Origin of the sequence: Pseudonocardia halophobica (genome assembly GCF_050948485.1) — a bacterium.
GTDB lineage: Bacteria > Actinomycetota > Actinomycetes > Mycobacteriales > Pseudonocardiaceae > Pseudonocardia > Pseudonocardia halophobica.
In genome coordinates, this window is record NZ_CP192046.1 from 6,751,524 (window position 1) to 6,776,377 (window position 24,854).

At 70.4% G+C, this 24,854-nt stretch carries 33 protein-coding genes; 2 read left to right on the forward strand and 31 right to left on the reverse strand.

What is annotated here, in order from left to right:
* Window positions 1-48: 48 nt before the first annotated feature.
* Window positions 49-1,329: an MFS transporter gene (locus ACQP04_RS32170; RefSeq protein WP_433504242.1), complete on the forward strand. Its 1,281-nt coding sequence runs from the start codon at window positions 49-51 to the stop codon at window positions 1,327-1,329.
* Window positions 1,330-1,379: 50 nt separating this feature from the next.
* Here the strand turns inward: ACQP04_RS32170 and ACQP04_RS32175 are convergent, their stop codons facing one another.
* From ACQP04_RS32175 to rpsL, 31 genes are all read right to left on the reverse strand, one after another.
* Window positions 1,380-2,774, reverse strand: a complete 1,395-nt coding sequence (locus ACQP04_RS32175; protein WP_433504243.1) for an NAD(P)(+) transhydrogenase (Re/Si-specific) subunit beta — start codon at window positions 2,772-2,774, stop codon at window positions 1,380-1,382.
* On the reverse strand, window positions 2,774-3,127 hold the full coding sequence (locus tag ACQP04_RS32180) for an NAD(P) transhydrogenase subunit alpha (RefSeq protein ID WP_433504244.1): 354 nt from the start codon (window positions 3,125-3,127) through the stop codon (window positions 2,774-2,776). Before ACQP04_RS32180 ends, ACQP04_RS32175 begins: the two co-directional genes overlap by 1 nt.
* Window positions 3,127-4,239, reverse strand: a complete 1,113-nt coding sequence (locus tag ACQP04_RS32185) for a Re/Si-specific NAD(P)(+) transhydrogenase subunit alpha (RefSeq protein WP_433504245.1) — start codon at window positions 4,237-4,239, stop codon at window positions 3,127-3,129. Before ACQP04_RS32185 ends, ACQP04_RS32180 begins: the two co-directional genes overlap by 1 nt.
* Window positions 4,240-4,341: 102 nt before the next feature.
* Complete coding sequence (gene map, locus ACQP04_RS32190; RefSeq protein WP_433504246.1) at window positions 4,342-5,166, reverse strand: type I methionyl aminopeptidase; 825 nt, start codon at window positions 5,164-5,166, stop codon at window positions 4,342-4,344.
* 22 nt (window positions 5,167-5,188) lie between these two features.
* Window positions 5,189-5,740, reverse strand: a complete 552-nt coding sequence (locus ACQP04_RS32195; protein ID WP_433504247.1) for an adenylate kinase — start codon at window positions 5,738-5,740, stop codon at window positions 5,189-5,191.
* Between the two features lie 156 nt (window positions 5,741-5,896).
* Window positions 5,897-7,207, reverse strand: coding sequence for a preprotein translocase subunit SecY (secY, locus tag ACQP04_RS32200; RefSeq protein ID WP_433504248.1), 1,311 nt, complete (start codon window positions 7,205-7,207; stop codon window positions 5,897-5,899).
* 159 nt (window positions 7,208-7,366) lie between these two features.
* Window positions 7,367-7,816 (reverse strand): 50S ribosomal protein L15, encoded by a 450-nt coding sequence (rplO, locus tag ACQP04_RS32205; protein ID WP_233308030.1) that lies wholly within the window; start codon window positions 7,814-7,816, stop codon window positions 7,367-7,369.
* Window positions 7,816-8,004, reverse strand: a complete 189-nt coding sequence (gene rpmD / locus ACQP04_RS32210; protein ID WP_433508482.1) for a 50S ribosomal protein L30 — start codon at window positions 8,002-8,004, stop codon at window positions 7,816-7,818. Before rpmD ends, rplO begins: the two co-directional genes overlap by 1 nt.
* 5 nt (window positions 8,005-8,009) lie before the next feature.
* Entirely contained in the window at window positions 8,010-8,630 is a 621-nt protein-coding gene (rpsE, locus tag ACQP04_RS32215) for a 30S ribosomal protein S5 (RefSeq protein ID WP_412831940.1), read from the reverse strand.
* A 31-nt stretch (window positions 8,631-8,661) separates the two neighbouring features.
* Window positions 8,662-9,066, reverse strand: a complete 405-nt coding sequence (rplR, locus tag ACQP04_RS32220; protein WP_433504249.1) for a 50S ribosomal protein L18 — start codon at window positions 9,064-9,066, stop codon at window positions 8,662-8,664.
* 3 nt (window positions 9,067-9,069) lie between these two features.
* The gene (gene rplF / locus ACQP04_RS32225) at window positions 9,070-9,609 is read right to left on the reverse strand and encodes a 50S ribosomal protein L6 (protein ID WP_433504250.1); all 540 of its coding nucleotides are present in this window, start codon (window positions 9,607-9,609) and stop codon (window positions 9,070-9,072) included.
* Window positions 9,610-9,624: 15 nt separating this feature from the next.
* A complete protein-coding gene (gene rpsH / locus ACQP04_RS32230) occupies window positions 9,625-10,023 on the reverse strand; it encodes a 30S ribosomal protein S8 (protein WP_232868958.1) in 399 nt (132 codons plus the stop codon).
* Window positions 10,024-10,101: 78 nt separating this feature from the next.
* A complete protein-coding gene (locus ACQP04_RS32235; protein WP_433504251.1) occupies window positions 10,102-10,287 on the reverse strand; it encodes a type Z 30S ribosomal protein S14 in 186 nt (61 codons plus the stop codon).
* A 3-nt stretch (window positions 10,288-10,290) separates the two neighbouring features.
* Window positions 10,291-10,854 carry a 50S ribosomal protein L5 gene (rplE, locus tag ACQP04_RS32240; RefSeq protein ID WP_037046112.1) on the reverse strand — a complete coding sequence of 188 codons (564 nt, stop codon included), beginning with the start codon at window positions 10,852-10,854 and terminating at the stop codon, window positions 10,291-10,293.
* Window positions 10,854-11,183 carry a 50S ribosomal protein L24 gene (rplX, locus tag ACQP04_RS32245; protein WP_037046110.1) on the reverse strand — a complete coding sequence of 110 codons (330 nt, stop codon included), beginning with the start codon at window positions 11,181-11,183 and terminating at the stop codon, window positions 10,854-10,856. The genes rplE and rplX overlap by 1 nt, the downstream gene beginning before the upstream one ends.
* Before the next feature lie 3 nt (window positions 11,184-11,186).
* Entirely contained in the window at window positions 11,187-11,555 is a 369-nt protein-coding gene (gene rplN, locus ACQP04_RS32250) for a 50S ribosomal protein L14 (RefSeq protein ID WP_037046109.1), read from the reverse strand.
* Window positions 11,552-11,824, reverse strand: coding sequence for a 30S ribosomal protein S17 (gene rpsQ, locus ACQP04_RS32255; protein WP_037046108.1), 273 nt, complete (start codon window positions 11,822-11,824; stop codon window positions 11,552-11,554). The genes rplN and rpsQ overlap by 4 nt, the downstream gene beginning before the upstream one ends.
* Window positions 11,821-12,057 (reverse strand): 50S ribosomal protein L29, encoded by a 237-nt coding sequence (gene rpmC / locus ACQP04_RS32260; protein ID WP_037046106.1) that lies wholly within the window; start codon window positions 12,055-12,057, stop codon window positions 11,821-11,823. The genes rpsQ and rpmC overlap by 4 nt, the downstream gene beginning before the upstream one ends.
* Window positions 12,057-12,476, reverse strand: a complete 420-nt coding sequence (gene rplP / locus ACQP04_RS32265) for a 50S ribosomal protein L16 (RefSeq protein WP_037046105.1) — start codon at window positions 12,474-12,476, stop codon at window positions 12,057-12,059. Before rplP ends, rpmC begins: the two co-directional genes overlap by 1 nt.
* Before the next feature lie 3 nt (window positions 12,477-12,479).
* Window positions 12,480-13,304, reverse strand: coding sequence for a 30S ribosomal protein S3 (gene rpsC, locus ACQP04_RS32270; protein WP_232868962.1), 825 nt, complete (start codon window positions 13,302-13,304; stop codon window positions 12,480-12,482).
* A complete protein-coding gene (gene rplV, locus ACQP04_RS32275; RefSeq protein WP_358203667.1) occupies window positions 13,304-13,723 on the reverse strand; it encodes a 50S ribosomal protein L22 in 420 nt (139 codons plus the stop codon). The genes rpsC and rplV overlap by 1 nt, the downstream gene beginning before the upstream one ends.
* A 39-nt stretch (window positions 13,724-13,762) precedes the next feature.
* Window positions 13,763-14,044: a 30S ribosomal protein S19 gene (rpsS, locus tag ACQP04_RS32280; protein WP_020622935.1), complete on the reverse strand. Its 282-nt coding sequence runs from the start codon at window positions 14,042-14,044 to the stop codon at window positions 13,763-13,765.
* A 16-nt stretch (window positions 14,045-14,060) separates the two neighbouring features.
* Window positions 14,061-14,894, reverse strand: a complete 834-nt coding sequence (rplB, locus tag ACQP04_RS32285; protein WP_358203664.1) for a 50S ribosomal protein L2 — start codon at window positions 14,892-14,894, stop codon at window positions 14,061-14,063.
* A gap of 16 nt (window positions 14,895-14,910) precedes the next feature.
* Window positions 14,911-15,210 carry a 50S ribosomal protein L23 gene (gene rplW / locus ACQP04_RS32290; protein ID WP_433504252.1) on the reverse strand — a complete coding sequence of 100 codons (300 nt, stop codon included), beginning with the start codon at window positions 15,208-15,210 and terminating at the stop codon, window positions 14,911-14,913.
* Window positions 15,207-15,884 (reverse strand): 50S ribosomal protein L4, encoded by a 678-nt coding sequence (gene rplD / locus ACQP04_RS32295; protein ID WP_433504253.1) that lies wholly within the window; start codon window positions 15,882-15,884, stop codon window positions 15,207-15,209. The genes rplW and rplD overlap by 4 nt, the downstream gene beginning before the upstream one ends.
* Window positions 15,881-16,534: a 50S ribosomal protein L3 gene (gene rplC / locus ACQP04_RS32300; RefSeq protein ID WP_433504254.1), complete on the reverse strand. Its 654-nt coding sequence runs from the start codon at window positions 16,532-16,534 to the stop codon at window positions 15,881-15,883. The genes rplD and rplC overlap by 4 nt, the downstream gene beginning before the upstream one ends.
* A 7-nt stretch (window positions 16,535-16,541) precedes the next feature.
* Entirely contained in the window at window positions 16,542-16,847 is a 306-nt protein-coding gene (rpsJ, locus tag ACQP04_RS32305) for a 30S ribosomal protein S10 (RefSeq protein WP_003938093.1), read from the reverse strand.
* Between the two features lie 432 nt (window positions 16,848-17,279).
* The gene (tuf, locus tag ACQP04_RS32310; protein WP_037046092.1) at window positions 17,280-18,473 is read right to left on the reverse strand and encodes an elongation factor Tu; all 1,194 of its coding nucleotides are present in this window, start codon (window positions 18,471-18,473) and stop codon (window positions 17,280-17,282) included.
* Window positions 18,474-18,604: 131 nt separating this feature from the next.
* The gene (fusA, locus tag ACQP04_RS32315; RefSeq protein WP_433504255.1) at window positions 18,605-20,704 is read right to left on the reverse strand and encodes an elongation factor G; all 2,100 of its coding nucleotides are present in this window, start codon (window positions 20,702-20,704) and stop codon (window positions 18,605-18,607) included.
* Between the two features lie 48 nt (window positions 20,705-20,752).
* On the reverse strand, window positions 20,753-21,223 hold the full coding sequence (gene rpsG, locus ACQP04_RS32320; RefSeq protein WP_037046089.1) for a 30S ribosomal protein S7: 471 nt from the start codon (window positions 21,221-21,223) through the stop codon (window positions 20,753-20,755).
* The gene (gene rpsL / locus ACQP04_RS32325; RefSeq protein ID WP_037046087.1) at window positions 21,223-21,597 is read right to left on the reverse strand and encodes a 30S ribosomal protein S12; all 375 of its coding nucleotides are present in this window, start codon (window positions 21,595-21,597) and stop codon (window positions 21,223-21,225) included. The genes rpsG and rpsL overlap by 1 nt, the downstream gene beginning before the upstream one ends.
* A 512-nt stretch (window positions 21,598-22,109) precedes the next feature.
* On the opposite strand from rpsL, the gene ACQP04_RS32330 reads away from it, so the two are divergent.
* Window positions 22,110-24,443, forward strand: coding sequence for an alpha/beta hydrolase fold domain-containing protein (locus ACQP04_RS32330; protein WP_433504256.1), 2,334 nt, complete (start codon window positions 22,110-22,112; stop codon window positions 24,441-24,443).
* Window positions 24,444-24,854 lie beyond the last annotated feature (411 nt).

The window sequence follows — 24,854 nt, forward strand, 5'->3', positions numbered from 1 at the left end:
CGGAATCCGGTTGACCTCGACCCCGGTGCAGGTGCTCCAGTATGCCCCGTGAGCACCGGAACGGCACCCGTCCCGCAGCGCCTGCCCCGGCCGCTGCGGCCCTTCCGGCACCGCGACTACACGATGCTCGCGCTGTCCATGGCGGCGTCGCTGTTCGCCAGCGGACTGTGGATCGTCGCGCTGGTGTACCAGGTCATCGCGCTGGGCGGCGGGCCGTCGGACCTGTCCCTGGTGTCCGCGGCCGCGGCCACCGGCCTGCTGGCGAGTGTCCTGCTGGGCGGTGTGGCCGCCGACCGGGTCTCCCGACGGCTGCTGCTCCGGCTGGTCGAGGCGGTCCGGATCGTCATGGCCGGCCTGGCCGCGACGCTCGCGCTGACCGGCACGCTGCAGCTCTGGCACCTGGCGGCCGTCGCGTTCGTCGTCGGTGCGGCCGAGGCCTTCTTCTACCCGGCCTACTCGGCGATCCTGCCGACGCTGCTGCCGGCCGACGAGCTGCTGGCCGCCAACGGCCTCGAGGGCGTCCTGCGGCCCGTCGCGATGTACGCCGCGGGCCCCGCGCTGGCCGGCGGGCTCGTCGCCGCGTTCGGGCCGGGCATCGCGCTCGGCGGCGCCGCCGCCGGGTACGCGCTGGCGCTGCTGCCGCTGCTCGCCATGCGGGTGCCGCCGGCCGCGGAGGAGGAGCGGGAGCGCAGCTCGGTCCTCGGCGACCTGCGCGAGGGCTTCGCCTACCTGCTGTGCACCGGCTGGCTCTTCGCCACGCTCGCCTTCGCCGTGCTGCTCGTGCTGGTCGTGATCGGCCCGATCGAGGTGCTGCTGCCCTTCGCCGTCCGGGACCAGACGGCGAGCGGGCCGGGCGGGTACGCGCTGGTGCTGGCTGCGTTCGGGCTGGGCGGCGCAATGGGCTCGCTGATCGCCTCGGCGGGCCGGATGCCGCGCCGCTACCTCACGGTGATGATCCTGCTGTGGGGTGTCGGCGGCGTCCCGCTGGCCGCGATCGGGTTCACCGACCGGCTGTGGGTCATGGGCGCGATCGTCGGCGTGGTCGGGGCGGCGCACGGCGCGGCCATGGTGATCTGGGGGACGCTGCTGCAGCGCCGCGTCCCGTCGCACCTGCTCGGCCGCGTCTCGAGCCTCGACTTCTTCGTGTCGCTCGCGCTGATGCCGGTCTCGACCGCACTCGCCGGCCCGGTCGGGGAGGCGGTCGGCATCCCGCTCACCTTCGCGATCGCCGGCCTCGCCCCCGTGCTGCTCGCCGTCGCCGCGGTCGTCGGCTGGCGCCTGCACCGCGACGAGCTGCAGCACCCCCTCGACCCCGCCCCCGAACGGTGAACGGCGCTCTCGCTCATTCCTCGTGAGCGAGAGCGCCGTTCACGGGGCAGTCAGAGGGCCTTGAGCTCCTCGGTGACCTCCATGACGGACTTCTTCGCGTCGCCGAAGAGCATGCTCGTGCGCTCGGCGTAGAACAGCGGGTTGTCGATGCCGGCGAAGCCGCTGTTCATCGAGCGCTTGAGCACGATGACGGTGCGGGACTCGTCGACGTTGAGGATCGGCATGCCGTGGATGGGCGAGCTGGGGTCGTTGCGCGCCGCCGGGTTGGTGACGTCGTTGGCCCCGATGACGAGCGTGACGTCCGTGCGGGCGAACTCGTCGTTGATCTCGTCCATCTCCTTGAGCGCGTCGTAGGCGACGTCGGCCTCGGCCAGCAGCACGTTCATGTGCCCCGGCATGCGTCCGGCGACGGGGTGGATGGCGTACTTGACCTCCACCCCCTTGGCCTCGAGCAGCTTGGCCATGTCCTTGACCGCGTGCTGGGCCTGCGCGACCGCCATCCCGTAGCCCGGCACCACGATCACCTGCGAGGCGTAGGCCATCTGGATCGCCGCGTCCGACGCCGAGGTCGACTTCACGGTCCGCTCCACGCCGTCGTCCGACGCCGCCACTCCCGTGCCGCCGAACCCGCCGGCCACGATGGCCGGGATGGTCCGGTTCATCGCCACGGCCATCTGGTTGGTCAGGATCGAACCGGACGCGCCGACGATCATGCCGGCGACGATCATCGCCGTGTTGTCCAGCGCGAGACCTGCGGCCGCGGCCGAGAGCCCGGTCAGGGCGTTGAGCAGCGAGATCACCACGGGCATGTCGGCGCCGCCGATCGGCAGCACCACCATCACGCCGAGCACTGCGGCCAGCAGCAGGACCAGGACGATCCACAACTCGGGTGCGCCGCCGAGCCCTGCGACCACCGCGCAGACGACCGCGGCGACCAGCAGCAGCACGTTGACCGCCTGCTGCGCCCTGCCCAGCCCCATCGGCCGGCCCGGCAGGATCTCCTGCAGCTTGCCGAACGCGATCAACGAGCCCCAGAACGACACCGACCCCACGATCGCCGCGAACAGCGAGGCGACGACGACGTAGGTCGCCGTGTCGAGGAAGCCGCCGGACGTGCGGAACTCCGACCAGGCGATGAGCGCGACCGCCCCGCCGCCGACGCCGTTGAACAGCGCCACCATCTGCGGCATCGCGGTCATCTTCACCTGCCGCGCCGACGGCAAGCCCAGCGCCGCGCCCACGACCAGGCCGACCACGATCAGGATCCAGTTGTGGTGCACCCGCAGCAGCGTCGCGACGACCGCGATCAGCATGCCGACCGCGGCGATCTTGTTGCCGCGCACCGCCGTCTTCGGCCCGGTCAGGCCCATCAAGCCGTAGATGAACAGGGCGAACGCGATGATGTAGAGGATCGGGACGACGACGTCCAGGACCGCGGCGCCCATCAGCGCTCCACCCGACCGTCGCTCGCCGCCTTCTCGGAGTCGGAGGCGCTGACCTTCTCGGCGGGCTTGGCCTTGAACATGCCCAGCATGCGGTCGGTGACCAGGAACCCACCGACGACGTTGATCGTGCCGAAGGCGATCGCGACGACGAGGATGATCGCGTCGAGCACCGACGGGTTCTCCAGCTCGCCGAGCACGATCAGCCCGCCGAGCAGCACGATCCCGTGGATCGCGTTCGTGCCGGACATCAGCGGCGTGTGCAGCGTGTTCGGCACCTTCGAGATGACCGCGAACCCGACGAACCCGGCCAGCACCAGGATCGCGATGTTCGCCAGCAGCGACCCGCTCTGCATCACTCCGCCTCTCGCGTCACGCAGGACTTCGCCAGGACCTCGTCCGACCAGTCCGGCGCCACGGCGCCGCCGTCGTCGAGCATGAGTTCGAGCAGGGCCGAGACGTTGCGGGCGTAGAGCTCCGACGCGTGCTCGGGCATCCCGGCCGGCAGGTTCAGCGGCGAGGCGATGGTGACGTCGTGCTTGACGACGACCTCGCCCGGCTCGGTCAGCTCGCAGTTGCCGCCGGTCTCCCCCGCCAGGTCGACGACGACGCTGCCCGCCTTCATCCCCTCCACCGCCTTCGCGGTGACCAGGGTCGGGGCCTTGCGCCCGGGCACCAGCGCCGTGGTGATCACGACGTCGAACCCGGTGATGGCCTCCTCGAGGCGCTTCTGCTGCTCGGCCCGCTCGTCCTCGGTCAGCTCGCGGGCGTAGCCGCCCTCGCCGGCCGCGTCGATGCCGAGGTCCAGCCACTGCGCGCCCAGCGAACGCACCTGGTCGGCCACCTCGGGCCGCACGTCGTAGCCGGTCGTGCGGGCGCCGAGCCGCTTCGCGGTGGCCAACGCCTGCAGCCCCGCCACGCCCACGCCCAGCACCAGGGCGGTCGCGGGCTTCACGGTGCCGGCCGCGGTGGTGAGCATCGGGAAGAACCGCGTCGAGCGCTCCGCCGCGAGCAGCACCGCCTTGTACCCGGCCACGTTCGCCTGCGAGGACAGCGCGTCCATCGACTGCGCCCGCGAGATCCGCGGGATCGACTCCATCGCGAACGCCGTGACCCCGGCCTCGCGCAGCGCGGAGGTCGTGTCCGGCGACGTCAGCGGGGCCAGGAAGCCGATCAGCGTGGCCCCCGGGCGGAGCCTGCCGATCTCCTCCGCGGTCGGCGGGGCCACCTTCACCACCACGTCGCACGACCAGGGATCGCCGACCGTCGCGCCCGCGTCGACGTACAGCTGGTCCGGGATCAGGGCACCGAGGCCGGCGCCCGACTCGACGACCACGGACACGTTCTTCGACCGGAGTCGCTCCACGACCTTCGGCACCAGCGCGACGCGACGCTCGCCGGAGCCCGACTCGCGGGGCACGCCCACGGTCGCTCCCGGAGGCCGCGGCGCTGCGGCATCAGCACTCATGCGTGGAACGTAGACCAGCCGGACGCCGGGAGGCCCTTTCCGGATCAATACGAGACCCTGCCCGACCGGGCGGTTCCGCCGGGCGGGGACCGCGGTGGCCGGTCAGCCGGGAAGCGTGAGGACGGAATGCCCGTCCTCGGTGACGGCGACGGTGTGCTCCCAGTGCACGGCCCGCCCGCCGTTCGCGGTGACGACGGTCCAGCCGTCCTCGAGCTCGCGGGTCTCGGGGTCGCCCCCGGTGAGCATCGGCTCGATCGCCAGGGCCATGCCGGGGCGCAGCTTCGGGCCGTGCCCGGGCTCGCCGTGGTTGGGCAGGAACGGGTCCATGTGCATCGACGTGCCGATGCCGTGGCCGCCGTACTCGGCGACGATCCCGTAGTCCGCCCGGTCCGCGATCGCGGCGGCGCGGCAGGCCTCCTGGATCGCGTACGAGATGTCGGTGAGCCGGGCCCCCGGGCGCACGGCCTCGATCCCCGCCCACATCGCACCCTCGCACGCCTTCGACAGCGCGAGGTCCGCGGCGGCCACCTCCCCGACGGCCAGCGTGACGGCGGAGTCGCCGTGCCAGCCGTCGAGGATCGCGCCGCAGTCCACGGAGACCAGGTCCCCGTCGGCCAGCACCTGGGCCGGCGACGGGATGCCGTGGACGATCTGCTCGTTCACCGACGCGCAGATGCTCGCCGGGAACCCGTGGTAGCCCTTGAAGGAGGGGACGGCGCCGGCGTCCCGGATGACCTGCTCCGCCAGCGCGTCCAGCTCCGCCGTGGAGACCCCCGGCTTGGCGAGGTCGGCGACCGCCGCCAGCGCGGCGGCCACCACGGCCCCCGCCGCCCGCATGGCCTCGATCTCGGCCGGGCTCTTGAGCTCGATGTCGCGCCCCCGAAGCCGTGCGATCGCGCCGCGCACGCCGCCCTTCCTGCCGGTCATGCGGGCCTCCTGTCGATGGGTGCTACTTGCGTGCCTCGAGTGCGGTGGTCACCCGGTCGGTGATCTCGGGGACCTCGCCGACCGCGTCGACCGTGACGAGCCGGTCGGCGTAGTACCGCAGCAGCGGCGCCGTCTCGTCCCGGTACACCTGCTGGCGGTTGCGGATGACCTCTTCGTTGTCGTCCGCCCGGCCGCGACCGAGGAGCCGCTGCACGACGACCTCGTCGTCCACCTCGAACTCGACGACCGCGTCGAGGTCGACACCGTACTCGGCCAGGATCTCGGCCAGCGCGTCCGCCTGCGGGACGGTCCGCGGGAAGCCGTCGAGGATGAAGCCCTTCGCGGCGTCGGGGTCCGCGAGGCGGTCCTTCACCATCGCCACGGTGACCGAGTCCGGCACGAGGTTGCCGGCGTCCATGTACGACCGGGCCTCGAGGCCGAGCGGCGTCTCGTCCTTCAGGTTCGCCCGGAACAGGTCTCCGGTCGAGATGTGGGGGACGTCCAGCTGCTGGGCCAGGCGCTCGGCCTGGGTCCCCTTACCCGCACCCGGCGGACCGACAAGAACGAGTCGCACTTGGAACCCGACCTCCCTGCTCTCTTCTGCTCTGCCGCCTGCTCTGGCGACGAACGAGGTGATCCTCGACGGGACCGTCGGGCTCGAGGGCCCGGTCGCCGAGGCGTCGATACTGCATCTTCGACGGCCCGTCGAACAAGGCCCTCTACCCCGACTCTAACGCAGGAAACCTTCGTAGTTCCGCTGCATCAGCTGGCTCTCGATCTGCTTCACGGTGTCCAGCCCGACCCCGACCATGATCAGTACGGCGGTGCCGCCGAACGGGAAGTTCTGGTTCTGCCCGCTGCCCGTGACTCCGAGGAAGAAGTTCGGCAGGACGGCGATGATGCCCAGGTAGAGCGATCCCGGCAGGGTGATGCGGCTGAGCACGAAGTTCAGGTACTCGGCGGTCGGCCGGCCCGGCCGGATGCCCGGGATGAAGCCGCCGAACTTCTTCATCTCGTCGGCCCGTTCCTCCGGGTTGAAGGTGATGCCGACGTAGAAGTAGGTGAAGAAGATGATGAGCGCGACGTACAGGGTGATGTGCAGCCAGTTGGACTGGTCGACCAGGTAGGTCTGGACGAACTGCTGGAAGGCGCCGCCCTCGTTGCCGAGGAGCCGGGAGATCAGGTCCGGCAGGTACAGCAGCGAGCTGCCGAAGATGACCGGGATGACGCCGGCCTGGTTCACCTTGAGCGGCAGGTACGTCGACGTGCCGCCGTACATCCGGCGCCCGACCATCCGCTTGGCGTACTGCACCGGGATGCGGCGCTGGCCCTGCTCGACGAACACGACGCTGACGATGATGGCCAGGCCGAACACGCAGACGGCCGCGAAGGCGAGCGGACCGGCGTTGTCGAGGATGTTCTTGCCCTCGGCGGGGATGCGGTGCGCGATCGAGGCGAAGATCAGCAACGACATGCCGTTGCCGATGCCCTTCTCCGTGACCTGCTCACCCAGCCACATGACGACCGAGGTGCCCGCCGTCATGACGATGACGATGATCGCCAGCGAGAAGACGTCCGAGTCCGGGATGATCGGCCGGTCGCAGTTGCCGAGCAACGCGCCACGGTCCGCCAGCGCCACGATCCCGGTGGCCTGCAGGATCGCCAGCGCGATCGTGAGGTAGCGGGTGTACTGCGTGAGCTTGGCCTGCCCGGACTGGCCCTCCTTCTTCAGCACCTCGAACCGCGGGATGACGACAGTGAGCAGCTGGATGATGATCGACGCCGTGATGTACGGCATGATCCCGAGGGCCAGGATCGACAGCTGCAGGAGCGCGCCGCCGGAGAACAGGTTGATGAGCGAGTAGATGCCCGCGTTGTCGCTGCCCTCGACCTGCCGGATGCACTCCTGCACGTTCGGGTAGGACACGCCGGGCGACGGGATGTTCGCCCCGAGCCGGTAGACGGCCACGACCCCGAGGGTGAAGAGGATCTTCTTCCGGAGATCCGGGGTCGTGAGGGCCGCCCGGAAAGCGCTGAGCACCTCGGTGATCCTCCTGGTCTGCTGCCCGCACGGTCCGTGCGTCGCGACGGCCTGGGCGAAAGACGACTCTAACAGCGACGACGCCGCCCGCTCGGCCGCCCCTCGACGGGGGCGGGCCGCTCGGACGGCGTCGCCGGGTGAAGCCCTGTCTCGGACAGGTCAGAGCTCGGTGGCGGTGCCACCCGCGGCCGCGATCTTCTCCTTGGCGGAGCCGGAGAAGGCGTGGGCGCTGACGGTGAGCGTGACACCGTCGAGGTCCCCGTTGCCGAGGACCTTGACCGGCTGGCCCTTGCGGACCGCACCGGCCTCGGCGAGCTCGGCCGGGCCGATCTCGCCGCCCTGCGGGAAGAGGGCCGCCAGGTCGCCGACGTTCACGACCTGGTACTCGGTCCGGAACCGGTTCTTGAAGCCCTTGAGCTTGGGCAGCCGCATGTGCAGCGGCATCTGCCCGCCCTCGAAGGCCGGGGACACGGTCTTCCGGGCCTTGGTGCCCTTGGTACCGCGACCGGCGGTCTTGCCCTTGCTGCCCTCACCGCGACCGACGCGGGTCTTGGCGGTCTTGGCGCCGGGCGCCGGGCGCAGGTGGTGAACCTTGATCGTCTCGCTCATCAGGACACCTCCTCCACGGTCACGAGGTGACGCACGGTGTTGACGAGCCCGCGGACCTGCTGCGTGTCCGGCCACTCCTGGGACTGGCGGATCTTGCGCAGGCCGAGGGCCTTCAGCGACTCACGCTGGTTCGCCTTGCCGCCGATGGCGGAGCGGACCTGCGTGATGCGGAGCTTCTTGTCGGCCATGACGCTCACACCCTCGCAGCCTGGGCGGCCTCGGCGCGGGCACGGAGCATCGAGGCCGGCGCGACGTCCTCGAGCGGCAGGCCGCGGCGGGCCGCGACCTCCTCGGGACGCTGGATCTGCTTCAGCGCATCCACCGTGGCGTGCACGATGTTGATCGCGTTGTCGCTGCCCAGCGACTTCGACAGGACGTCGTGGATGCCGGCGCACTCCAGGACGGCGCGCACCGGGCCACCGGCGATGACACCGGTACCGGGGCTGGCCGGGCGGAGCAGGACCACGCCCGCGGCCGCCTCACCCTGGACGCGGTGCACGATCGTGCCGCCGATGCGGGGGACGCGGAAGAAGTTCTTCTTCGCCTCCTCGACACCCTTGGCGATCGCGGCCGGCACCTCCTTGGCCTTGCCGTAGCCCACGCCGACCAGGCCGTCGCCGTCGCCGACGATCATGAGGGCGGTGAAGCTGAAGCGACGACCACCCTTCACGACCTTGGCCACGCGGTTGATCGTGACGAGTCGCTCGATGTACGGGGTCTTGTCCTGGGCCGCCCCGCCACGGCCACCGTCGCGGCGGTCCCGGCGGTCGTTACCGCCCGGGCCACCGCCTTCGCGCCGCGTACGTCCCGGCATCAGACGGTCCCTTCCATCATGTTGGTGTTCATCAGAACTTCAGGCCTCCCTCGCGGGCGGCGTCGGCCAGCGCCGCGATCCGGCCGTGGTAGCCGAAGCCACCGTGGTCGAACACGACGGCCTCGACACCGGCGGCCTTGGCCCGGCCGGCGATGAGCTCGCCGACCTTGGCGGCCTTGGCCTTCTTGTCGCCCTCGACCGCGCGCACGTCCGCGTCGAGCGACGAGGCGGCGGCCAGCGTGTGGCCCGCGACGTCGTCGATCAGCTGCACGTGCAGGTGGCGCGAGGAGCGCTTGACGGCCAGCCGCGGACGCGCCGGCGTCCCGCTGATCTTCTTGCGCAGCCGGGCGTGCCGGCGGGCCAGCCCCTTGCGGCGGGTGGCGGACACCCGCGAGGCGGTGCGCTTCTTCGCGTTCGCAGAAATCGTGTCGGCCATGGCTTACTTACCCGTCTTCCCGACCTTGCGGCGGACGTTCTCGCCGGCGTACCGCACGCCCTTGCCCTTGTAGGGCTCCGGCTTGCGGATCTTGCGGATGTTCGCCGCGGTCTCGCCCACCAGCTGCTTGTCGATGCCGCTCACCGAGAACTTCGTGGGCGACTCGACCGCGAAGGTGATGCCCTCCGCCGGCTGGACGACGACGGGGTGGCTGAACCCGAGGGCGAACTCCAGGTTCGAGCCCTTGAGCGCGACGCGGTAACCGACGCCGACGATCTCGAGCTTCTTCTCGTAGCCCTTGGTGACGCCCTCGACGAGGTTGCTCACCAGGGTCCGCGACAGGCCGTGGTAGGCCTTGGTCTTCCGCTCGTCGTCCGGTCGCTTGACCAGGACCTCGCCGTCGTCACCGCGCTCGACGGTGATCGGCGCGATGACGGTGTGCGACAGGGTGCCCTTGGGGCCCTTGACGGTGACCGTGCGGCCCTCGATGGTCACGTCGACGCCGGACGGAACGGTGATCGGCAGCTTCCCGATGCGGGACATCGCTCTACTCCCTTCTCACCAGACGTAGGCGAGGACTTCCCCGCCCACGCCGCTCCGATAGGCCTGCTTGTCGGTCAGGAGCCCCTGGCTGGTCGAGATGACCGCGATGCCCAGGCCGCCCAGGACCCGCGGCAGGTTGGTCGACTTCGCGTAGACCCGCAGGCCCGGCTTCGAGACCCGGCGCAGACCCGCGATGCTCCGCTCACGGTTGCGCCCGTACTTGAGCTCGACGACCAGGGACTTGCCGACCTCGGCGTCCTCGGTGTGGTGGCTCGCGATGTAGCCCTCCTTCTGCAGGATCTCCGCAATGGCGACCTTCAGCTTGGAGTGCGGCATCACGACCTGGTCGTGATAGGCCGAGTTCGCGTTCCGCAGACGCGTGAGCATGTCTGCGATCGGATCGGTCATCGTCATGGTGTGGTGTCTCTTTCCCGCCGTGGTTCCCCTCCCGCGAGGGAGGGGCCTGTGGCGAACGAAACGACAGCTCGGTGGTTACCAGCTGCTCTTGTTGACGCCCGGCAGCTCGCCGGCGTGTGCCATCTCGCGGACGCACACGCGGCAGAGGCCGAACTTGCGCAGGACCGCGCGCGGACGCCCGCACTTCTGGCAGCGGGTGTAGCCGCGGACCTTGAACTTGGGGGTCTTCTCCGCCTTGATGCGAAGCGCCTTCTTCGCCATCTCTCAGTTCTCCTTGAAGGGGAAGCCGAGCTGGCGCAGGAGCGCCCGGCCTTCCTCGTCCGTGGTCGCGGTGGTCACGACGGTGATGTCCATGCCACGCGGCCGGTCGATCGAGTCCGGGTCGATCTCGTGGAACATGGACTGCTCCGTGAGACCGAACGTGTAGTTGCCCCGCCCGTCGAACTGGTTCGGCGAGAGGCCGCGGAAGTCGCGGATACGCGGCAGCGCGATCGTCAGCAGCCGGTCCAGGAACTCCCACATCCGGTCGTTGCGCAGGGTGACCTTCGCGCCGATCGGCATGCCCTCGCGCAGCTTGAACTGCGCGATGGACTTGGTGGCCCGCCGGACCTGCGGCTTCTGGCCGGTGATGGTGGCCAGGTCCCGCACGGCGCCGTCGATCAGCTTCGAGTCACGGGCGGCGTCGCCGACACCCATGTTCACGACGACCTTCACGACGCCGGGGATCTGCATGACGTTGCCGTAGGAGAACTGCTTCTGCAGCTCGCCCTTGATCTCGTCGACGTAGCGCTGCTTGAGGCGCGGGTTGACCTTCTCCGTGGTGGTCATCAGATCTCCTTCCCGGACTTGCGGGAGATCCGGACGCGCCTGGCCTTGCCGCCGTCCTCGGACTCGACGAGCTTCTTGCCGACGCGGGTCGGCTTCCCGTCGGAGTCGACGACCATCACGTTCGAGACGTGGATGGGCGCCTCCTGGGTGACGATCCCGCCGGACTGCGCGCCCCGCTGGTTCTGGCTCACCCGCGTGTGCTTCTTGATGCGGTTCACGCCCTCGACGAGGACGCGGTCGCGGTCCGGGTAGGCCTGGATGACCTTGCCCTTCGCGCCCTTGTCCTTGCCGGCGATGACGAGGACCGTGTCGCCCTTCTTGACCTTCATGCTCTAGAGCACCTCCGGGGCGAGGGAGATGATCTTCATGAACCGGCGGTCGCGGAGCTCGCGACCGACCGGGCCGAAGATACGCGTCCCCCGCGGCTCGCCGTTGTCCTTGATCAGGACGGCGGCGTTCTCGTCGAACCGGATGTAGCTGCCGTCCGGACGGCGCTTCTCCTTGACCGTGCGCACGATGACCGCCTTGACGACGTCACCGCGCTTCACGCCGGCCGCGGGGATGGCCTCCTTGACGGTGGCGACGATCGTGTCGCCGATCCCCGCGTAGCGCCGCGCCGAACCGCCCAGCACCCGGATGCACAGGATCTCCTTGGCACCGGTGTTGTCGGCGACGCGCAGCCGCGACTCCTGCTGGATCACTTCGCCTTCTCCAGGATCTCGACCAGCCGCCACCGCTTGGTGGCCGACAGCGGCCGGGTCTCCATCAGCCGGACGCGGTCACCGACGCCGGCCGTGTTGGCCTCGTCGTGCGCCTTGACCTTGCTGGTCCGCCGAATGACCTTGCCGTACAGCGGGTGCTTCACGCGGTCCTCGAGGGTGACCACGATGGTCTTGTCCATCTTGTCGGACACGACCAGGCCCTCGCGGACCTTCCGCTCCCCGCGCTGCTCCTGAGTCTTCTCGCTCATGCCGCGCCCTCGTTGTCGCTCGGGGCGGCCGAGAGGCCCAGCTCGCGCTCGCGCATGACCGTGTAGATCCGCGCGATGTCGTGCCGGACGGTACGCAGCCGCCGGTTGTTGTCCAACTGCCCGGTCGCCATCTGGAAGCGGAGGTTGAACAGCTCCTCCTTGGCCTCCTTGACCCGCAGCACGAGCTCCTCGTCGGTCAGCTCACGCAGCTCGGCAGCAGTGGTGGCCGCCATCAGATGTCACCACCCTCACGGGTCACGATCCGGCACTTCATGGGCAGCTTGTGGATGGCGCGGCGCAGGGCCTCGCGCGCGAGAGCCTCGTTCGGGTAGCTCATCTCGAAGAGCACCCGGCCGGGCTTGACGTTGGTCACCCACTTCTCGGGGGAGCCCTTACCGGAGCCCATGCGGGTCTCGGCGGGCTTCTTGGTCAGCGGACGGTCCGGGAAGACGTTGATCCAGACCTTGCCGCCACGCTTGATGTGCCGGTTGATCGCGATACGCGCCGACTCGATCTGGCGGTTGGTGACGTAGGCCGGCTCCAGCGCCTGGATCCCGAACTCGCCGAACGTGACCCGGGTGCCACCGGTCGACATCCCCGTCCGGTGCGGACGGTGCTGCTTGCGGTGCTTCACCTTGCGGGGGATCAGCATGGCTCAGTTCTCCCCGTTGCTGCTCGGCGCCGGCGCCTCCGCGGTCGCGGTGGCGGTGCCACCCGACTGCTCGGCGGCGGCGCGCCCGGCGTCGGTGCTGGTCGCGGTCGTGCCCGAGGCTCCGGAACGACGGCGGGCCGGACGCTCGCGGCGGGGGCCGCGGCCCGGCGCCTCGGCCGCGGGAGCGTTCTCCCGGCGGCCGCCGACGACGTCGCCCTTGTAGATCCACACCTTCACGCCGATGCGACCGAAGGTGGTCCGCGCCTCGAACAGGCCGTAGTCGATGTCCGCGCGCAGCGTGTGCAGCGGGACGCGACCCTCGCGGTAGAACTCGGAGCGCGACATCTCTGCGCCGCCGAGGCGGCCGGAGCACTGCACCCGGATGCCCTTCACCTGCGGCGAGCGCATGGCCGACTGGATGGCCTTGCGCATCGCGCGGCGGAAGGCCACACGGTTGGACAGCTGCTCGGCGACGCCCTGCGCCACGAGCTGCGCGTCCGACTCGGAGTTCTTGACCTCGAGGATGTTGAGCTGGACCTGCTTCTTGGTCAGCTTCTCGAGGTTGCCGCGGATGCGGTCGGCCTCGGCGCCGCGGCGCCCGATCACGATGCCCGGGCGGGCGGTGTGGATGTCCACCCGCACGCGGTCCCGGGTCCGCTCGATCTCGACCTTGGAGATGCCGGCCCGCTCCATGCCCTTGGAGAGCATGCGGCGGATCTCGACGTCCTCCTTCACGTACTCCGCGTACTGCTTGTCGGCGTACCAGCGCGACTTCCAGTCCGTGGTGATGCCCAGGCGGAAGCCGTGCGGGTTGATCTTCTGCCCCATCAGCGGGCCCTCCCCTTCGCACCACGACGGCCGGCCTTCTGCGGGGCGGACTCGACCTCGATGGTGATGTGGCTCGTCCGCTTGCGGATCCGGTACGCGCGGCCCTGGGCCCGCGGCCGGATGCGCTTCAGCGTCGGCCCCTCGTCGACCATGGCGACGGCGACCACGAGGGTCTCCGGGTCCATGTCGAAGTTGTTCTCGGCGTTGGCCGCGGCGCTCGCCACGACCTTGGCCACCGGCTCGGCGGCGGCCTGCGGCGAGTACCGCAGGATCGCCAGGGCCTCGCTCACCGGCAGGCCGCGGACGAGGTCCACGACGCGCCGGCACTTGGTCGGCGACATGCGCACGAACCGGGCCTTCGCCAGCGCTCGAGCGGGCTCGAGCGCGGCGTCGGCGGTGCTGCTGGCTGTGTCGGCCATGCTGTTCTCCACCTCTCCCTAGTCGCTACTCGGTCCGCCTCAGCGCCTGCGCGCCTTGCGGTCGTCCTTGATGTGGCCACGGAACGTGCGGGTGGGAGCGAACTCCCCCAGCTTGTGGCCGACCATCGAGTCCGACACGAACACCGGCACGTGCTTGCGGCCGTCGTGCACCGCGATCGTGTGGCCGATCATGTCGGGGATGATGGTGGACCGTCGGGACCAGGTCCGGATGACGGTCTTCTTGCCGGACTCGTTGAGGGCGTCCACCTTCTTGAGCAGGTGGTCGTCCACGAACGGGCCCTTCTTCAGGCTGCGCGGCATGTCTTAACCTCCCTGCTCAGCGCTTCTTGCCGGTACGGCGCCGGCGGACGATCAACTTGTCGGACGGCTTGGTGCGGCGGGTGCGGCCCTCGGGCTTGCCCGCGGGGTTGACCGGGTGGCGGCCACCCGAGGTCTTGCCCTCACCACCACCGTGCGGGTGGTCGACCGGGTTCATGGCCACACCGCGGACGGTCGGGCGCTTGCCCTTCCACCGCATCCGGCCGGCCTTGCCCCAGTTGATGTTGGAGTGCTCGGCGTTGCCCACCTCGCCGACGGTGGCGCGGCAGCGCACGTCGACGTTGCGGATCTCGCCGGACGGCATGCGCAGCTGCGCGTAGGGGCCGTCCTTCGCCACCAGCTGCACGCTCGAGCCGGCCGAGCGGGCGATCTTCGCGCCGCCGCCGGGGCGGAGCTCGATCGCGTGCACCACGGTGCCGGTCGGGATGTTGCGCAGCGGCAGGTTGTTGCCGACCTTGATGTCGGCCTTCGGGCCGGCCTCGACCTTGTCGCCCTGCTTGAGCCGCGCCGGCGCGATGATGTAGCGCTTCTCGCCGTCGGCGTAGTGCAGCAGCGCGATCCGGGACGTCCGGTTGGGGTCGTACTCGATGTGCGCGACCGTGGCCGGGATACCGTCCTTGTCGTTCCGCCGGAAGTCGATCAGGCGGTACGCACGCTTGTGGCCGCCGCCCTGGTGGCGGGTGGTGACCTTGCCGTGCGCGTTGCGGCCGCCCTTGCTGTGCAGCGGGCGGATCAGCGACTTCTCCGGCGTGGACCGGGTGATCTCCGCGAAGTCGGAGACGCTGGAACCGCGGCGGCCGGGAGTCGTCGGCTTGTACTTACGGATACCCATGGGTCAGCTCGCTCCCTCAGCTCGCCCGGGCACCGAAGACGTCGATGTCCTTGCTCTCCGCGGAGAGCGTGACGATCGCGCGCTTGGTGTCCTTGCGCTTGCCGTAGCCGGTGCGCGAGCGCTTCCGCTTCCCGGGGCGGTTCAGCGTGTTCACGCTGACGACCTTCACCCCGAACACCTGCTCCACGGCGATCTTGATCTGGGTCTTGTTCGCGCCGGGGTGGACGAGGAAGGTGTACTGCTTCTCGTCGAGCAGCGAGTAGCTCTTCTCGGACACCACCGGCGCGAGCAGGATGTCGCGCGGGTCGGGGATCACTTGCCCTCCTCCTTCTCCGCACGCTCGGCACGCTTGGTCTTGACCGCGACCGGACCGGCCAGAAACGCGTCCAGCGAGGCCTGGGTGAACAGCACGACGTCGTTGACGAGCACGTCGTAGGTGTTCAGCTGGTCCGGCGCGATGAGGTGCACCTGCGGCAGGTTGCGCAGGCTCAGCAGGTTCACCGAGTCGTCCCGGTCGACCACCGCGAGCACGCGGGTGTCGGCGCCGGCGACGGCCGCGACGGCCTGCCGGGCGGACTTCGTCGAGGGGGTGTCCCCGTCGACGATCCCGGAGACGACGTGGACGAGGCCCGCGCGGGCCCGGTCCGACAGCGCACCGCGCAGGGCGGCGGCCTTCATCTTCTTCGGGGTCCGCTGGCTGTAGTCGCGCGGCGTCGGCCCGTGGACGGTGCCACCGCCGGCGAACTGCGGGGCGCGGGTCGAGCCCTGGCGGGCGCGGCCGGTGCCCTTCTGGCGGTACGGCTTCTTGCCGCCGCCGCGGACCTCGCCGCGGGTCTTCGTGTCGTGCGTGCCCTGGCGGGCCGCGGCCTGCTGGGCCACGACGACCTGGTGCATCAGCGGCACGTTGGCGGTCACGTCGAAGACGTGGTCCGGGAGCTCGACGGAGCCGGACTTCGCGCCCGTCGCGTCCTTGATCTCGACGGTGCTCACTGGGCACCACCCTTCGCGGCACTCTTCACCACGACGAGCCCGCCGCGGGGGCCGGGGACGGCGCCCTTGATCAGCAGCAGCCCGCGCTCGGCGTCGACGCGGTGGATCTTCAGGTTCTGCGTGGTCTGCCGGGCGACACCCATCCGACCCGCCATGCGCACGCCCTTGAAGACGCGACCCGGGGTGGCGCAGCCACCGATCGAGCCCGGCGAGCGGTGCTTGCGCTGGGTGCCGTGCGAGGCGCCGAGGCCCTTGAAGCCGTGGCGCTTCATGACACCCGCGGTGCCCTTGCCCTTGGTGGTGCCGACGACGTCGACCACGGCACCGGCCTCGAAGGCGTCGGCGGTGATCTCCTGGCCGAGCTCGTAGCTCGCCGCGTCCGTCGTGCGCAGCTCCACGGTGTAGCGGCGCGGGGTCACGCCGGCCTTCGCGAAGTGCCCGGTCTCCGGCTTGTTCACCCGGCGCGGGTCGACCGCACCGAAGGCGAGCTGGACGGCGACGTACCCGTCCGTCTCCTGCGAGCGGATCTGGGTCACGACGTTGGGCCCGGCCTGGACCACGGTGACCGGAACCACCCGGTTGTTCTCGTCGAATACCTGGGTCATCCCGAGCTTCCGGCCCAGGATCCCGGTGATCTGCCTGTCGCTCATCGGTGCCCTACTGGATGTTGACGTCGACGCTGGCCGGGAGGTCGATGCGCATGAGCGCGTCCACCGTCTTCGGCGTCGGGTCGAGGATGTCGATCAGCCGCTTGTGCGTGCGCATCTCGAAGTGCTCGCGCGAGTCCTTGTACTTGTGCGGCGAGCGGATGACGCAGTACACGTTCTTCTCGGTCGGCAGCGGCACAGGACCGACGACACGGGCACCGGTACGCGTCACCGTCTCCACGATCTTGCGAGCAGACGCGTCGATTGCCTCGTGGTCGTAGGCCTTGAGCCTGATGCGGATCTTCTGTCCCGCCATGGTCGTGGGTCGTCCTCTTCTTCCTGCCGCTGCTTCACGGTGTCTCCGGGTGTCCCGCCCCGGGGGGAGCCCCGACCAGTACTACGTCGCACCACCGGCACCGACGCGCGCGAGCCGCTACCGACTCGGGCATCCGATGCGGACCGGGCGTCCGCGCTCTGTTCAGGTCTCACCCTCTGGGCTCCGGTCCACGAGGTCGGGCGTGTCGCCCTACTGCTCGCATACCGGTCCCCGGGTCACCGCTTCCCCCAGAGGGGTCGCCTGTCGATCCGGGGTCGGCGCTTCCGGCGACTCACGGAGTCCCGGGAGATCCCGGCTTCCGTGTGCCCGCCGTCCGCGCGCAACCCGTCAAGGATGCCACACCGGTTCGTGCGGCCCTCGACCGGGGTGCGGCCCGTGGACCACAGGGGTCCACGGGCCGCGGGAGGGGTCTTACTTGGTGATCTTGGTGACCTGGCCGGCGCCGACGGTCCGACCACCCTCGCGGATGGCGAACTGCAGGCCCTCCTCCATGGCGATCGGCTGGATCAGCTGAACGCTCATGGTGGTGTTGTCACCCGGCATGACCATCTCGGTGCCCTGCGGGAGGGTCACCACGCCGGTCACGTCCGTCGTCCGGAAGTAGAACTGCGGACGGTAGTTGTTGAAGAACGGCGTGTGCCGGCCGCCCTCGTCCTTGCCCAGGATGTAGACCTGGCCCTCGAACTCGGTGTGCGGGGTGATGGAGCCCGGCTTCACGACGACCTGGCCGCGCTCGACGTCCTCGCGCTTGATGCCGCGGAGCAGCAGGCCGACGTTCTCGCCCGCACGACCCTCGTCGAGGATCTTGCGGAACATCTCGACACCGGTGACGGTGGTCGAGGTCGACTTCTCGCGGATGCCGACGATCTCGACGGTCTCGTTGACCTTCACGATGCCGCGCTCGATACGGCCGGTGACGACCGTGCCGCGACCGGTGATCGTGAAGACGTCCTCGACCGGCATGAGGAACGGCTTGTCGGTGTCGCGCTCCGGCTCCGGGATCGCCTCGTCGACGGCGTCCATCAGCTCGAGGAGCTTGGCGCCCCACTCGGCGTCGCCCTCGAGGGCCTTGAGCGCCGAGACGCGCACGATCGGGAGGTCGTCGCCCGGGTACTCCTGCGAGGACAGGAGCTCACGGACCTCGAGCTCGACGAGCTCGAGGATCTCCTCGTCGTCGACCATGTCGGCCTTGTTCAGCGCGACCACGATGTAGGGCACGCCGACCTGACGGGCGAGCAGCACGTGCTCACGCGTCTGCGGCATCGGGCCGTCGGTCGCCGCGACCACCAGGATGGCGCCGTCCATCTGCGCCGCACCGGTGATCATGTTCTTGATGTAGTCGGCGTGACCGGGGCAGTCCACGTGCGCGTAGTGCCGCTTCTCGGTCTGGTACTCGACGTGCGCGATGGAGATCGTGATACCGCGCTGGCGCTCCTCGGGCGCCTTGTCGATGTTCTCGAACGCCGAGGCCTCGTTGAGGTCGGGGTACTTGTCGTGCAGAACCTTGGTGATGGCCGCCGTCAGCGTGGTCTTGCCGTGGTCGATGTGACCGATGGTGCCGATGTTGACGTGCGGCTTGGTCCGCTCGAACTTCGCCTTCGCCACTGCAGTGTCCTCCTGGACTTGATCTTCTTCTCCGCCGTGCTGACGGCAGGTCTGGGGGTTTCGAGGTGCGGGCCGCGAACAGGCGGGTGACCCTACCCGTCCGCGGACCGCGCCTCGCGAGCGGTCCGGACTTACTCGCCGGTCGCCTTCGCGATGATCTCCTTGGCGACGTTCGAGGGGACCTCGGCGTAGCTGTCGAACACCATCGTGTAGTTCGCCCGGCCCTGGGTCCGCGACCGGAGGTCGCCGACGTAGCCGAACATCTCCGAGAGCGGGACCAGCGCCTTGACGACGCGGGCACCCGCCCGCTCCTCCATGGCCTGGATCTGGCCGCGGCGGGAGTTGAGGTCGCCGATCACGTCGCCCATGTAGTCCTCGGGCGTGGTGACCTCGACCGCCATCATCGGCTCGAGGATGGCGGGGGACGCCTGGCGCGCGGCCTCCTTGAGGGCCATCGAGCCGGCGACCTTGAACGCCATCTCGGACGAGTCGACCTCGTGGTACTGACCGTCGAGCAGGGTCAGCTTGATCCCCGTGAGGGGGTAGCCCGCGAGCACGCCGTACTGCATGGCGTCCTGCGCGCCGGCGTCGACGGACGGGATGTACTCCCGCGGCACGCGACCACCGGTGACCTTGTTCTCGAACTCGTACAGCGCACCGTCCGCCGTGTCCAGCGGCTCCAGCTTGATGATGACCCGGGCGAACTGCCCCGACCCACCGGTCTGCTTCTTGTGCGTGTACTCGTACTTCTCGACGGTCTTGCGGATCGTCTCCCGGTAGGCCACCTGGGGCTTACCGATGTTCGCCTCGACCTTGAAGTCGCTCTTCATCCGGTTGACGAGCACCTCGAGGTGGAGCTCGCCCATGCCGGCGATGATCGTCTGCCCGGTCTCGTCGTCCAGCGAGACCTGGAAGGTCGGGTCCTCCTCGGCGAGCTTCTGGATCGCCGTGGAGAGCTTCTCCTGGTCCGCCTTGGTCTTCGGCTCGACCGCGACCTGGATGACCGGGTCCGGGAACGTCATCGACTCGAGCACGATCGGCGCCTGCGGGTCGCTGAGCGTGTCGCCGGTGGTCGTGTCCTTGAGGCCGATGACCGCGTAGATGTGGCCGGCCAGGGCCTCGTCGACCGGGTTCTCCTTGTTGGCGTGCATCTGGAAGAGCTTCCCGATGCGCTCCTTGCGGTCCTTGGTCGAGTTGATGACCTGGGAGCCCGCGGCGACCCGGCCCGAGTACACCCGGACGTAGGTCAGCTTGCCGAAGAACGGGTGCGCGGCGATCTTGAAGGCGAGCGCCGAGAAGGGCTCCTCCTTCGAGGGCTTGCGGCTGGCGGGGGTCTCCCCGTCCGTCAGCGTGCCCTCGACCGGCGGCACGTCGTACGGCGACGGCAGGTAGTCGATCACCGCGTCGAGCATGGGCTGGACGCCCTTGTTCTTGAACGCGGAGCCGCACAGCACCGGGTACGCCGAACGGTCCTTCACGATCTGCCGGACGCCGGCCTTGATCTGCTCGACCGTCAGCTCCTCGCCACCGAGGTAGAGCTCCATGAGCTCGTCGTCGGTCTCGGCGACGGCCTCGAGGAGGGCGGTGCGGTACTCCTCCGCCTTCTCGGCCAGATCGGCCGGGATCTCCTCGACGGTGTAGTCCTCGCCCTTCTGGACGTCACCACGCCAGGTCAGCGCGCGCATCTCGACCAGGTCGACGACGCCGATGAACTCGCTCTCCGAGCCGATCGGCAGCTGGAGCGGCAGCGGCTTGGCCGCGAGCCGGTCCTGGATCGTGCCGACGGTGAAGTAGAAGTCCGCGCCCAGCTTGTCCATCTTGTTGACGAAGCAGATGCGGGGGACGTCGTACTTGGTGGCCTGCCGCCAGACCTGCTCGGACTGCGGCTCGACCCCCTCCTTGCCGTCGAAGACGGCGACCGCGCCGTCGAGCACGCGCAGCGAGCGCTCCACCTCGACGGTGAAGTCGACGTGGCCGGGCGTGTCGATGATGTTGATCTGGTGGTCTTTCCAGAAGCAGGTCGTCGCGGCGGACGTGATCGTGATGCCGCGCTTCTGCTCCTCCTCCATCCAGTCCATCGTGGCGGCGCCGTCGTGGACCTCACCGATCTTGTAGTTGATCCCGGTGTAGTACAGGATCCGCTCGGTGGTGGTGGTCTTGCCGGCGTCGATGTGCGCCATGATGCCGATGTTGCGGACCTTCGTCAGGTCCGTCAGCACGTCCCGTGCCACGTTCAGCTCACTTCCCCTGGGAAAAGGTTGGCGCGGACGGTCGGCCCGTCACCAGCGGTAGTGGGCGAAGGCCTTGTTGGACTCCGCCATCTTGTGCATGTCCTCGCGCCGCTTCACGCTGGCGCCGAGGCCGTTGCTCGCGTCGAGCAGCTCGTTCATGAGGCGCTCGACCATGGTCTTCTCGCGGCGCTGCCCGGCGTAGCTCACCAGCCAGCGCAGGCCGAGGGTGGTCTGCCGGACGGCGCGGACCTCGACCGGGACCTGGTAGGTCGCGCCACCGACACGGCGGCTGCGGACCTCGAGGGCCGGCTTGACGTTGTCCAGCGCGCGCTTGAGCGTGACGACCGGGTCGGTGCCGGTCTTCTCGCGGGTACCCTCGAGCGCGGCGTACACGATCCGCTCGGCGAGCGAGCGCTTGCCGTCCTTCAACACCTTGTTGATCAGCTGCGTCACGAGGGGCGAGCTGTAGACCGGGTCGGAGACCAGCGGCCGCTTCGGGGCGGGGCCCTTGCGAGGCATCAGCTCTTCTCCTTCTTGGCGCCGTAGCGGCTACGGGACTGCTTCCGGTTCTTGACGCCCTGCGTGTCGAGCGACCCGCGGATGACCTTGTACCGGACGCCCGGCAGGTCCTTCACACGGCCGCCGCGGACGAGCACGATGCTGTGCTCCTGCAGGTTGTGGCCCTCACCGGGGATGTACGCGGTGACCTCGATGCCGCTGCTCAGCTTGACGCGAGCGACCTTCCGCAGCGCGGAGTTCGGCTTCTTCGGGGTCGTGGTGTACACGCGCGTGCAGACCCCGCGGCGCTGGGGCGAGCCCTTGAGCGCGGCGGTCTTGGTCTTCGCGACCTTGTCCTCGCGGCCCTTGCGGACCAACTGCTGGATCGTGGGCATGAACCCTCTGCTTCTTCCCTACTCGTGATGCTCAGGTGTCTCGCCCGTGCGGCTGCCCGGGCGGGCGGTCGTGCGCCGCCCGATCGTGATCACGGGCCGCTTCCACCCCGGCCCGCCGGACCGCGAGGTCGGGCGTGTCGCGCCCTGCGCACCGGCCCCGGAGTCGGGGAACTCCGCGGAGGCGTCCAGGACGGACGAGGGCACGCGTGATCGCGCGCGAGTCCCAAGGGTACGCGGCCCGTCTGACGAGGGTCAAAACGGGTCCGCCCAGGGGCCGCGGCGGGGCCTGCGGGCCCTCCGCCGGCCATCTCCGGGCCACTCGCGCGTCGCCTGGGAGGCTGCCGCAGCCCGTGCGCCGACGCAAGCAGGCTCACCCGCTCGTCGCAGATCGACTCGCGCTCGTCGCACGTCGACGACCTGCGGACGCCCGGTCACCGGCCTGGCCCGCGCGGGCCGCCGCTGCCCCGGCCGCCCCGGTCCGCGGGCCCGTGGCGCGACCCTACGGTTCGATCATGCGCCTCACACTGCCGTGCGCCGCCGTCCGGGCCGCCACCCGGTTGCTCGTGGCCCCCGCACTCTCGCCCCGGCTGCCGATCCCGGTCTCGCGGGCGCTCGTCGACCTCCAGGGCCGACTGCTCCCCGTGCCTCGTGGCACCCGCTCCACCCCCTCGTCGCTCGGCGGCCGGCCGTCGGTCCGCGTGTCGGTCCCCGGCAGCCGCGACGACCGCCCCGTGCTCTTCCTGCACGGCGGCGGCTACGTGGTCGGCTCCCCCGCCTCGCACCGATCCCTCGGGGCCTGGCTGGCCGAGGCGACCGGCGGGACCGTGCACCTGCTCGACTATCGGCTGGCGCCCGAACACCCGTACCCCGCCGCGCTCGACGACGCCGAGCGCGCCTACCGGGCACTCCTCGACGCGGGACACCAGTCACAACGCATCGCCCTCGCCGGAGATTCCGCGGGAGGCGGGCTGGCCGTGGCCCTGCTCCTGCGGCTGCGCGCGACGGGCCAGCCGCTGCCCGGGAGCGTCGGGCTGATCTCCCCCTGGCTGGACCTCGACCTCACCGACCCGGCCATCGCCCGCAACACCGCGCGGGACGCGATGCTGGGGCCGGGCCTGCTGCGCGAGGGCAAGCGCTCCTACCTGCGCGACGGCGAGGCGGTCGACCCGGAGCTGCGGCCGTTGGAGGCCGACCTGTCCGGCCTGCCGCCGCTGCACGTCGTCGCCGGGGCGGACGAGGTCCTGGTGGGCGACGCCGACCGGCTGGTCGAGCGGGTCCGCGCGGCCGGCGGGACGGTCACCTACACGCGCGCCGAGGGCATGTGGCACGACCACGTCCTGGAGGCCGGGCTGCTCGGGCGGGCCCACGCGGACCTGCGGGAGCTCGGGGCGGCGCTGCGGCGCGACGTGGCCGACCGGCGGGTGCGAGTCGCGGTCGTCGGCGCCGGCTTCGGCGGGATCGGCATGGGCGTCGCCCTGCGCGAGGACGACCTCGCCGACGTCACCGTCCTGGAGAAGGCGCCGCAGGTCGGCGGGGTCTGGCGGGACAACACCTATCCGGGTGCGGCCTGCGACGTCCCGTCGAACCTCTACTCGTACTCGTTCGCCCCCGGGGACTGGAGCCGTCGATTCGCCCCCCAGCCGGACATCCTGCGCTACCTGCAGAGCGTCGCGGCCGACCACGACCTGGAGGGGGACATCAAGCTCGGCACGGAGGTCACGGACGCCACGTGGGACGACGACGCCGCCGTCTGGCGGATCCGGACCAGCGGCGGCGACCTGGAGGCCGAGGCCCTGGTGGCGGCGTGCGGGCAGCTCTCGCACCCCGCGACGCCCGACCTGCCCGGGATCGAGCGCTTCCCCGGGCCGGTGTTCCACTCCGCGCGCTGGGACGACTCGGTCGACCTCCGCGGCAAGCGGGTCGCGGTCGTCGGGACGGGGGCCAGCGCCATCCAGTTCGTGCCGGCGATCGCCCCCGACGCCGCGCAGGTCACCGTGTTCCAGCGCTCGGCGCCGTACGTCATCCCCAAGCTGGACCGCCCGTACGGTCCGCGGGCCTTCTCCGTGCGGTTCCGCGGCTGGAGCCGGGCCGCGCGGACGTTCTGGGCCGGGTTCTTCGAGTTCGGCGCGCTCGGCTTCACCGCGATCCGTCCCTTCGCCTCGACCTTCGGCCTGCTGCACCGCGCCCAGCTGCGGCTGCAGGTCCCCGACGCGCGGCTGCGCGACCGCGTCGCGCCCGACTACCCCGTCGGCTGCAAGCGGGTGCTGATCTCCTCCGACTGGTTCCGCGCGCTCGCCCGGCCGAACGTCGACGTCGTCACCGAGAAGATCTCCGAGGTGACCGAGGAGGGCGTGGTCGCCGCCGACGGCACGCTGTACCCGGCCGACGTCGTCATCTTCGGGACCGGCTTCCGCACCCAGGACTTCCTGGCGCCGATGCGGGTCGTGGGCCGGGAGGGCCGCGAGCTGTCCGAGGAGTGGCGTGAGGGGGCGCGGGCGCACCTGGGTATCACCGTGCCCGGCTTCCCCAACCTGTTCCTGCTCTACGGCCCCAACACCAACGTCGGCTCGGGCTCGATCGTGCACATGCTCGAGTGCCAGATCCGCTACGCCCGCGAAGGCATCCGGCGGCTCGCCACCGGCACGCGCTCGCTGGAGGTGCGGCCCGACGCCGCCACCGCCTACGACACCGAGATGCAGTCGCGGCTCACGGACAGTGTGTGGACGGAGTGCGTGAGCTGGTACCGCACCGACTCGGGCCGGATCACCAACAACTGGCCCGGCACGATGCTGGAGTACCGCCGCCGCACCTCCACCCTCGACGAGGGCGAGTACCTCACCGCTTGACCCGCCGCTCCCCGCCACGCACCCCTCCGGCACGTGCCCGCCGGAGGGGTGCGCCGTTCTCGGCCCCGCTCCGCTCGCGTAGCGGTCGCTCGACTGTCGGCTCGGCCAGGGCGCTGGATCGGGCGGGCGTCGATTCGGGCGGCGCTGGTTCGGCCGGGCGCTGGTTCGGCCGGGCGCTGGTTCGGCCGGGCGCTGGTTCGGGCGGCGCTGGTTCGGCCGGGCGCTGGTACGGGCGGGCTCTCGACTGTGCTGGACGCGCCGCATCTGCCGCGACCAGCACCCGCTCGCACAGCCCGCCGGGCGTCGCACACCTCTCAGGCCTCGCCGCCACAACCTCGAGGGCGACGGCACAGGCTGTCGATCGGGTGTGGCGCGCCCGTGCAGGTGTGCGAGCCCTGCCGCAAGGCCCCT

Excerpts from the sequence above, each read along its gene's own strand:
- ACQP04_RS32175 (WP_433504243.1), bottom strand. The coding sequence starts at position 2,774 with ATGGGCGCCGCGGTCCTGGACGTCGTCGTCCCGATCCTCTACATCATC.
- ACQP04_RS32180 (WP_433504244.1), bottom strand. The coding sequence starts at position 3,127 with ATGCAGAGCGGGTCGCTGCTGGCGAACATCGCGATCCTGGTGCTGGCC.
- ACQP04_RS32185 (WP_433504245.1), bottom strand. The coding sequence starts at position 4,239 with ATGAGTGCTGATGCCGCAGCGCCGCGGCCTCCGGGAGCGACCGTGGGC.
- map (WP_433504246.1), bottom strand. The coding sequence starts at position 5,166 with ATGACCGGCAGGAAGGGCGGCGTGCGCGGCGCGATCGCACGGCTTCGG.
- rplO (WP_233308030.1), bottom strand. The coding sequence starts at position 7,816 with ATGAGCGAGACGATCAAGGTTCACCACCTGCGCCCGGCGCCCGGCGCC.
- rpmD (WP_433508482.1), bottom strand. The coding sequence starts at position 8,004 with ATGGCCGACAAGAAGCTCCGCATCACGCAGGTCCGCTCCGCCATCGGC.
- rpsE (WP_412831940.1), bottom strand. The coding sequence starts at position 8,630 with ATGCCGGGACGTACGCGGCGCGAAGGCGGTGGCCCGGGCGGTAACGAC.
- rplR (WP_433504249.1), bottom strand. The coding sequence starts at position 9,066 with ATGGCCGACACGATTTCTGCGAACGCGAAGAAGCGCACCGCCTCGCGG.
- rplF (WP_433504250.1), bottom strand. The coding sequence starts at position 9,609 with ATGTCCCGCATCGGGAAGCTGCCGATCACCGTTCCGTCCGGCGTCGAC.
- rpsH (WP_232868958.1), bottom strand. The coding sequence starts at position 10,023 with ATGACGATGACCGATCCGATCGCAGACATGCTCACGCGTCTGCGGAAC.
- ACQP04_RS32235 (WP_433504251.1), bottom strand. The coding sequence starts at position 10,287 with ATGGCGAAGAAGGCGCTTCGCATCAAGGCGGAGAAGACCCCCAAGTTC.
- rplE (WP_037046112.1), bottom strand. The coding sequence starts at position 10,854 with ATGACCACCACGGAGAAGGTCAACCCGCGCCTCAAGCAGCGCTACGTC.
- rplX (WP_037046110.1), bottom strand. The coding sequence starts at position 11,183 with ATGAAGGTCAAGAAGGGCGACACGGTCCTCGTCATCGCCGGCAAGGAC.
- rpsQ (WP_037046108.1), bottom strand. The coding sequence starts at position 11,824 with ATGAGCGAGAAGACTCAGGAGCAGCGCGGGGAGCGGAAGGTCCGCGAG.
- rpmC (WP_037046106.1), bottom strand. The coding sequence starts at position 12,057 with ATGGCGGCCACCACTGCTGCCGAGCTGCGTGAGCTGACCGACGAGGAG.
- rplP (WP_037046105.1), bottom strand. The coding sequence starts at position 12,476 with ATGCTGATCCCCCGCAAGGTGAAGCACCGCAAGCAGCACCGTCCGCAC.
- rpsC (WP_232868962.1), bottom strand. The coding sequence starts at position 13,304 with ATGGGGCAGAAGATCAACCCGCACGGCTTCCGCCTGGGCATCACCACG.
- rplV (WP_358203667.1), bottom strand. The coding sequence starts at position 13,723 with ATGGCCGACACAGCCAGCAGCACCGCCGACGCCGCGCTCGAGCCCGCT.
- rpsS (WP_020622935.1), bottom strand. The coding sequence starts at position 14,044 with ATGCCGCGCAGCCTGAAGAAGGGCCCGTTCGTGGACGACCACCTGCTC.
- rplB (WP_358203664.1), bottom strand. The coding sequence starts at position 14,894 with ATGGGTATCCGTAAGTACAAGCCGACGACTCCCGGCCGCCGCGGTTCC.
- rplC (WP_433504254.1), bottom strand. The coding sequence starts at position 16,534 with ATGAGCGACAGGCAGATCACCGGGATCCTGGGCCGGAAGCTCGGGATG.
- rpsJ (WP_003938093.1), bottom strand. The coding sequence starts at position 16,847 with ATGGCGGGACAGAAGATCCGCATCAGGCTCAAGGCCTACGACCACGAG.
- rpsG (WP_037046089.1), bottom strand. The coding sequence starts at position 21,223 with ATGCCTCGCAAGGGCCCCGCCCCGAAGCGGCCGCTGGTCTCCGACCCG.
- rpsL (WP_037046087.1), bottom strand. The coding sequence starts at position 21,597 with ATGCCCACGATCCAGCAGTTGGTCCGCAAGGGCCGCGAGGACAAGGTC.
- ACQP04_RS32330 (WP_433504256.1), top strand. The coding sequence starts at position 22,110 with ATGCGCCTCACACTGCCGTGCGCCGCCGTCCGGGCCGCCACCCGGTTG.